Raw genomic sequence first — 6,827 nt, 5'->3', positions numbered from 1 at the left:
GCTTTCCACGGTGAGCACGGCGCCGTCGGGCACGGCGCGCACGAAATTGGCCAGGCTGTAGATGCTGGGCGCGTCCATGCCGCCGCCGATCGCCACCCAGTTCATCACCAGCGGGCCCTTGTAAATGCCGCGGCGCATGAGCCGCTCCACCGACTCGAAGCTGTTGATGTTGTAGCACTGGAAGGCGCTCTGGATGCCGGCGGCGGACAGGCGCCGGATGTGCTCCTCGGCCCAGCCGGGCTGGGCGGGCACGGTCATCTCCTTGTAGGCGTCGAAGATGGCGGGATTCTCGCGCGAGGTGCCCCTGAAGTCCGCGTCCTCGGCCTGCTCCGTCACGTTCATCTGCGAGGTATTGACGGTCACCGTGACCTGGTCGGGCACGGGCTCCAGCTCGGCCAGCATGTGGCGCGTGTCATCGGACAGCCACTTGGCGGCCGCGCCGTCCGTCTCGGGAGCAAAGCTGATCGATCCGCCCACCTGGATGATCATCTCGGGCACGCGCGCACGCACGCCGGCGATCAGCTCGTTGAACTTCGACAAACGCTTGCTGCCTCTGCCGTCCAGCTCGCGCACATGCAGGTGCAGCACGGTGGCGCCGGCGTTGTAGCAGTCCACGGCCTTCTGGATCTGCTCGTCCATGGTCACGGGAATGTCTTCGGGGAAATCGCCGGGCAGCCAGCCCGGCGCATAGGGGGCCGCCGTGATGATCAGGGGCTGCTGGTTTTCGGGGAACAGGTGGCCATCGAGAAAATTCATGGGACGCTCCGGTGGGTGGGGGTGGGGGGTAGGTGTGGAAAGAGTCTGTGCAGGGCCTCAGCGCGGGATGTCGCCGACGATGCCCGCGCGCTCCATGCGGCGGGGCGCCGGGTAGTAGTCGTTGAGCGCGTAGTGCTGGGTGCTGCGGTTGTCCCAGACGGCCACGTCGCCGGGCTTCCAGGACCAGCGCACCTGGTATTCGGGAATCGTGGCGCGGCTGATCAGGTAGTTCATCAGCAGCGCGGCGCCGGGCGCCTTGTCTATGCCGTGGCGCACGTTCTCGGGCGTGCTGTAGTTGACGAAGTGGGTGCTGAAGCCCGCGCCCACGAACAGCAGCTTCTCGCCGGTCTCGGGGTGGGTGCGCACCACGGGATGCTCCACGGGCGGGTGCTCGCTGGCCAGCCGCGCGCGCGCCTCGGGCGCCATTACGGCACCGAAGGTGTGCTCTATGCCGGCCTTGGCGCGCAGGCCGTCGATGCTGCGCTTGATGCTCTCGGGCAGCTCCTCGTAGGCCTTGACCATGTTGACCCAGATGGTGTCGCCGCCGATCGGCGGGCACTCTATGCAGCGCAGCACCGCGCCCATGGCCGGGTTGGGGCGCCACAGGCCATCGCAGTGCCAGGTGTTTTCGTAGCTGTGCGGATCGTCGCTGCGGTAGATGCGCACCAGGCCAGGGTGTTCGGGATCGCTGCCTGCCACGGGATGGTCCTCCAGTGGGCCGAAGCGGCTGGCAAAGGCCACATGTTCGGCGCGCGTGATGTCCTGGTCCCGGAAGAACAGCACGCGATGGGTCAGCAGCGCGGCGCGGATATCCGCGAACAGTGCGGCGTCCCGTGCGGCATCGCCGAGATGGACGCCGGAGATTTCGGCGCCGATGGCGGGGGTGATCTGTCGGATCTGCATGGTCGGTATTTCCCTGGAAGTCAGTTCGCGGTGATCTGGTATTTCTTCACGATGCCGGCGTTGCGCTCGGACATCTGGCGTGTCTCGCGCTGCAGCGCGGCGGTGTCGGTGAGCACCTCGGGCTCCAGCCCCACGTCGGAGAGCTTTTGCTGCACGGCCGGCGCGCTGGCCGCTTTCCCGATGGCGGCGCGCAGGCGTTCCATGGTTTCGGGCGGCAGGCGGGCGGGCGCGATCAGGCCCACCCAGCCGCGAAACTGCAGCTCGGGGTAGCCGAGTTCGGCGGTGGTCGGCACCTGGGGCAGGTGGCGCGAACGCCGGGGGCCGGAGAACGCGTAGGCACGCAGCTTGCCGGCCCTGATCAGGGGCACCGAGGTCAGCATGCCGTCGAACATGACGTCCACCTGGCCGCCCAGCAGGGCCTGCACGGCCGGCGGCGAGCCCGCGTAGCCCACGTGCTGCAGGTCCAGGCCCGCCTTGTCGCTGAGGATCAGGCCGGCGTAGTGCGACACGGTGCCGGGGCTGTAGCTGGCAAAGCTGGTCTGGCCTTTGCGTGCCTTGAGCTGCGCGAGCAGCTCCTGCAAGTCCTGGGCGGGCTGGCTGGCCCCGGCCACCAGCACCACGCCCGAGCGGGCCAGCGAGGCCAGGGGCACCAGGTCCTTGAGCGGATCGAACGGCATCTTGATCACATGGGGGATCTCGGCCAGCAGATTGCTTGCGCCCACCAGCAGCGTCTGCCCGTCGGCGGGCGCCTGCAGCAGGGTCTGCATGCCCAGCAGGCCGCCTGCGCCCGGGCGGTTGTCTATCACCACGGCCTGGCCTGTTTCAGACGCGAGCTGCTGGCCCACGACGCGCGCCACGATGTCCATGGTGCCGCCCGGCGGTGCGGGCACGATGAGCCTGAGCGGCTGGCGGCTCCAGGCCGTACCGGCGATGGCGATGGTGATGGCGCAGCCCGCGAGCAGCGTGGCGATGGCGTGGGGCAGTCTCATGTCCGTGTCTCCTTGTTCCGTGTTCTGGCATCCAGTATCGAAAGCCCGCTTTCCCGGGACTTGCCATTGGGGGACAGGCATTTGCCTTGTTGGGACAAATCCATGGCAACCCTGACCAGGGCAACCCGCGCATGTCGTGAATTGCAAAGCCGTTGGCATGAACTGCCAAGAAGCGGCGCGATGGCGTTCCTAGAGTCGATTCGTGGCGCAGGACCGCGCCAGCCCCACGACGAACAGGAGACCCCCATGCCCCGACTTCACCCCCATCCCTGCGGCCTGCACGCGCTGGGCCTGCTGTGTCTGGCAGGCGCGGCCGCCGCCCAGTCGCCCACCTCGGTCACGCTGTTCGGCGTGATGGACGCCGGCATCAGCCGCTACAGCGTGCGCAGCGAATCCTGGGACGCGGGCCCCGCGCGCTCGGCGCGGCAAAGCACCTGGGCGCTGTCGCCTTCGGGCAACCTGGCCAGCCGCATCGGCATACGCGCCAGCGAGGACCTGGGCGGCGGCCTCATGGCCGGCCTGTGGCTGGAGGCGCCGGTGGCCAATGACACGGGCGGCGGCGCGCTCAACTTCGGGCGGCGCGCCACCATCAGCCTGTCCGGCCGCCTGGGCGAGCTGCGCATGGGGCGCGACCACACGCCTTCGTTTCTGAACGACTGGGCCTTCGACCCCTTCACCGTCAACGGCGTGGGCACCAACCTGATCGCCGTGGTCAACAGCAACCTGGCCATCGCCCGCGCGCTGGCCACGGGCGGCCTGCTGGGCGGCGGGCTGTCGGCGGGCACGGACACCTATCTGCGCGCAGGCAACTCCATCGGCTACTTCCTGCCGCCGGGCCTGGGCGGCGTCTACGGGCAGGCCATGTACGCCTTCCCCGAGAACAGCTCGAAGCGGGGGCGCTACGCGGGTGCCCGCATCGGCTGGGCCATGGGGGCGGCCGATGTGGCGCTGGGCTATGGCGAGAACACCCTGGGCACCTCGGGCGCCGGCGCGGAAAAGATCCGCTCGTTGAACCTGGGCGGCTCCTATGACTTCGGCCCCGTCAAGCTTTTTGGCGAATGGTCCGGCGTGCGCAACGAGCGGCGCGACGCCGGCACGCTGGCCGCGATCAACGACCGCTACCTGGGCGTGCTGGCCGGCGTGAACATCCCCGTGGGCCAGGGGGCGCTGCGCGCCTCCTATGCACGTGTGCAGTTCAGGAATGGCCAGGGCCTGGCCGACGGCGATTCCTCGGTGAACAAGCTCGCCCTGGGCTATGTGCACCCGCTGTCCAAACGCACGGCGCTGTACGCCACGGTGTCACGCATCAGCGTGGGCAACGGGCGCAACAACCCGGGCGTGATGGGCGTGACGCCGCTGGTGGTCAGCAACCCGGCCATCCTGCCCCAGCCCGGCTACCTGACCACGGGCGGCATGCAGCCGGCCGGCGCGCTCGGGCTGGACCTGGGCCTGCGGCTGATGTTCTGAACGGCCGCGCCAATAGTCCTGAGCGGCCGTGCCAATAGCCGTGGCGCCCGGGTGCCCATCTTCGCCTGCGCTAATCTGCGCGGCATGAATGGATCTTCTGCATGGACCCTGGGTTGGCGCACCCTGTGGCGCGACCTGCGCGCGGGCGAGTTGCGCCTGTTGATCGTCGCCGTGATGCTGGCCGTGGCCGCGCTCAGTTCGGTGGGCTTTTTTGCCGACCGGCTGCAGGCGGGGCTGCAGCGCGATGCGCGCCAGCTGCTGGGCGGCGACGTGGTCGTGGTCGGCGACAACCCCACGGCGCCGGCCTTTGCCGAGCGCGCACGCTCCGAAGGGCTGCAGGCCCTGGAGACATCCAGCTTCCCGACCATGGCGCGCGCCAGCGACGCGCAAGGCGGCATGAGCCGCCTGGTGGCGCTCAAGAGCGTGCCCGAAGGTTATCCGCTGCGCGGCAGCCTGCGCGTGGCCGATGCCCCCGGCGCGGCCGACCGGGCCACGCGCGAGATACCGGCGCGGGGCGAGGCCTGGGTCGATGCGCCGCTGCTGGAGTCGCTGGGCATAGGCGTGGGGGACATGCTGCTGCTGGGCGACGCCCAACTGCGCGTGGCGCGCATCATCTCCATCGAGCCCGACCGGGGCGCGGGCTTCATGAACTTTGCGCCGCGCGTGATGATCGCCTCCGCCGACCTTGCCGCCACGGGCCTGGTGCAGCCGGCCAGCCGCATCACCTACCGCCTGGCCGTGGCCGGCGCGGGTGATGGCTCCGAGGCGGCCGTGCAGCGCTACCGCGTCTGGGCCGAGCAGCAGGCCAAGGCGCCCGGCGTGCATGGCGTGCGCGTGGAGTCGCTGGACAGCGGCCGCCCCGAGATGCGCCAGACGCTGGACCGCGCCGAGAAATTCCTGAGCCTGGTCGCCCTGCTGGCGGCGCTGCTGTCGGCCGTGGCCGTGGCCCTGGCTGCGCGCGGCTTTGCCAACAGCCACCTCGACGCCTCGGCCATGCTGCGCGTGCTGGGCCAGAGCCAGCGGCGCATCGCGGGCGCCTACACGGTGGAGTTCGTGCTGGTCGGCCTGGCCTCCAGCGCCGCGGGCGTGCTGCTGGGCTGGGCCATCCACCATGTCTTCGTGCTGCTGCTGGCCGGGCTGGTGGAAACCGCCTTGCCCGCACCGGGCCTGTGGCCTGCCGCCTTTGGCGTGGGCATGGGGCTGACCCTGCTGCTGGCCTTTGGCCTGCCGCCCGTGCTGCAGCTGGCGCGCGTGCCGCCGCTGCGCGTCATGCGCCGCGACCTGGGCGCGCTCAAGCCTGCCTCGGTGGTGGTGCTGGCCGTGGGCGTGGCCGGTTTTGCGGCCTTGCTGCTGGCGGCCAGCCGCGACATCAAGCTGGGCCTGATCGCCGTGGGCGGCTTTGCCGTGGCCGTGCTGCTGTTCGCGGCCCTGGGCTGGCTGGCCGTGCAGGTGCTGCGCCGCCTGGTGCACGAGAGCACGGCGCCGCGCTGGCTGGTGCTGGCCACGCGCCAGATCGCCGCGCGCCCCGCCTATGCCGTGGTGCAGATCAGCAGCCTGGCCGTGGGGCTGCTGGCGCTCATGCTGCTGGTGCTGCTGCGTACCGACCTCATCGGCAGCTGGCGCCAGGCCACGCCGGCCAATGCGCCCAACCGCTTCGTCATCAACGTGCAGCCCGAGCAGGCCGACGGTTTCCGCGCGGCGCTGGACAAGGCTGGCGTCACCTCCTATGACTGGTTCCCCATGATCCGGGGGCGTCTGGTCACCGTCAACGGCAAGCCGGTCAGCCCCGACGACTTCAGCGAAGACCGTGCCAAGCGCCTGGTGGACCGGGAGTTCAACCTCTCCACCACGGCGCAGGCGCCCGCGCACAACCTGATCACGGCGGGCACCTGGACGCCTGGCGCCAAGGGCGAGATCAGCGTGGAGGACGGCATTGCCGAGACCCTGGGCCTCAAGCTCGGCGACACGCTGGGCTTCGACGTGGGCGGCGTGCCCAGCGAGGCGCGCATCACCAGCCTGCGCAAGGTGGACTGGGGATCGATGCGTGCCAACTTCTTCGTGATCTATCCCGTGGACCACCTGGACGACGTGGCCGTCAGCTACCTGGCCGCCTACCGCGCGCCCGACGTGGCGGGCTTCGACAACGCCCTGGTGCGCGAGTTTCCCAACATCACCAACGTGGACCTGAGCACCACGCTGGCCCAGGTGCAGCGCGTGCTGGACCAGGTGATACGCGCGGTGGAGTTCCTCTTCGGCTTCACCCTGGCCGCCGGCCTGGTCGTGCTCTTCGCCGCCGTCACCGCCACGCGCGAGGAGCGCGCCCGCGAGTACGCCATCATGCGCGCCGTCGGTGCCCAGGCCCGGCTGCTGGCGCAGGTGCAGCGCGCCGAGCTGGCCGGCGTGGGCCTGCTGGCGGGTTTCCTGGCCAGCTGCGCGGCCGGTGCCGTGGGCTGGGCCCTGGCGCGCTGGGTGTTCGAGTTCAACTGGACCGTGCCCTGGTGGGCTCCGCTGGCGGGGGCTGTTGCCGGGGCCTTGCTGGCCTGGATGGCGGGGTGGTGGGCGTTGCGGGAGGTGTTGAGGAGGCCTGTGATGGATACGTTGAGGCAGGTGGCTGAGTAGTTTGGGGCCAGGTCCGGACCTGGTTTTTGACCCTGCCAGGTGGTTGTTTTTCGAGGCCGGGTTTCGGCCCGGCGGCCGACTCCCTTTCTTATC

5 protein-coding genes are annotated in these 6,827 nt (G+C 70.1%); 2 read left to right on the top strand and 3 right to left on the bottom strand.

All coding sequences use genetic code 11. The annotated features are described in order from the left end of the window. The 3 genes from AC5I49_RS05595 to AC5I49_RS05585 all read right to left on the bottom strand — a co-directional run. Positions 1-756: beta-keto acid cleavage family enzyme (locus tag AC5I49_RS05595; RefSeq protein ID WP_495788964.1), on the bottom strand; the 756-nt coding region annotated here is incomplete at its 3' end. 57 nt (positions 757-813) lie between these two features. Next, entirely contained in the window at positions 814-1,659 is an 846-nt protein-coding gene (locus tag AC5I49_RS05590) for a TauD/TfdA dioxygenase family protein (RefSeq protein WP_099734467.1), read from the bottom strand. Positions 1,660-1,679: 20 nt separating this feature from the next. Then, positions 1,680-2,648 carry a Bug family tripartite tricarboxylate transporter substrate binding protein gene (locus AC5I49_RS05585; protein ID WP_123692680.1) on the bottom strand — a complete coding sequence of 323 codons (969 nt, stop codon included), beginning with the start codon at positions 2,646-2,648 and terminating at the stop codon, positions 1,680-1,682. Positions 2,649-2,894: 246 nt separating this feature from the next. On the opposite strand from AC5I49_RS05585, the gene AC5I49_RS05580 reads away from it, so the two are divergent. Both AC5I49_RS05580 and AC5I49_RS05575 read left to right on the top strand, forming a co-directional pair. After that, the gene (locus tag AC5I49_RS05580) at positions 2,895-4,115 is read left to right on the top strand and encodes a porin (RefSeq protein WP_133072776.1); all 1,221 of its coding nucleotides are present in this window, start codon (positions 2,895-2,897) and stop codon (positions 4,113-4,115) included. 84 nt (positions 4,116-4,199) lie between these two features. Next, positions 4,200-6,734, top strand: a complete 2,535-nt coding sequence (locus tag AC5I49_RS05575) for an ABC transporter permease (RefSeq protein ID WP_495788963.1) — start codon at positions 4,200-4,202, stop codon at positions 6,732-6,734. Positions 6,735-6,827 lie beyond the last annotated feature (93 nt).

This window comes from Delftia sp., from assembly GCF_059499305.1.
The sequence above is the reverse complement of the archived record's forward strand: the minus strand, read 5'-3'. Positions and strand labels throughout refer to the sequence as shown.

Coding starts and splice junctions, on each gene's coding strand:
- AC5I49_RS05575 (WP_495788963.1), top strand. CDS start 4,200: ATGAATGGATCTTCTGCATGGACCCTGGGTTGGCGCACCCTGTGGCGC.
- AC5I49_RS05590 (WP_099734467.1), bottom strand. CDS start 1,659: ATGCAGATCCGACAGATCACCCCCGCCATCGGCGCCGAAATCTCCGGC.
- AC5I49_RS05585 (WP_123692680.1), bottom strand. CDS start 2,648: ATGAGACTGCCCCACGCCATCGCCACGCTGCTCGCGGGCTGCGCCATC.
- AC5I49_RS05580 (WP_133072776.1), top strand. CDS start 2,895: ATGCCCCGACTTCACCCCCATCCCTGCGGCCTGCACGCGCTGGGCCTG.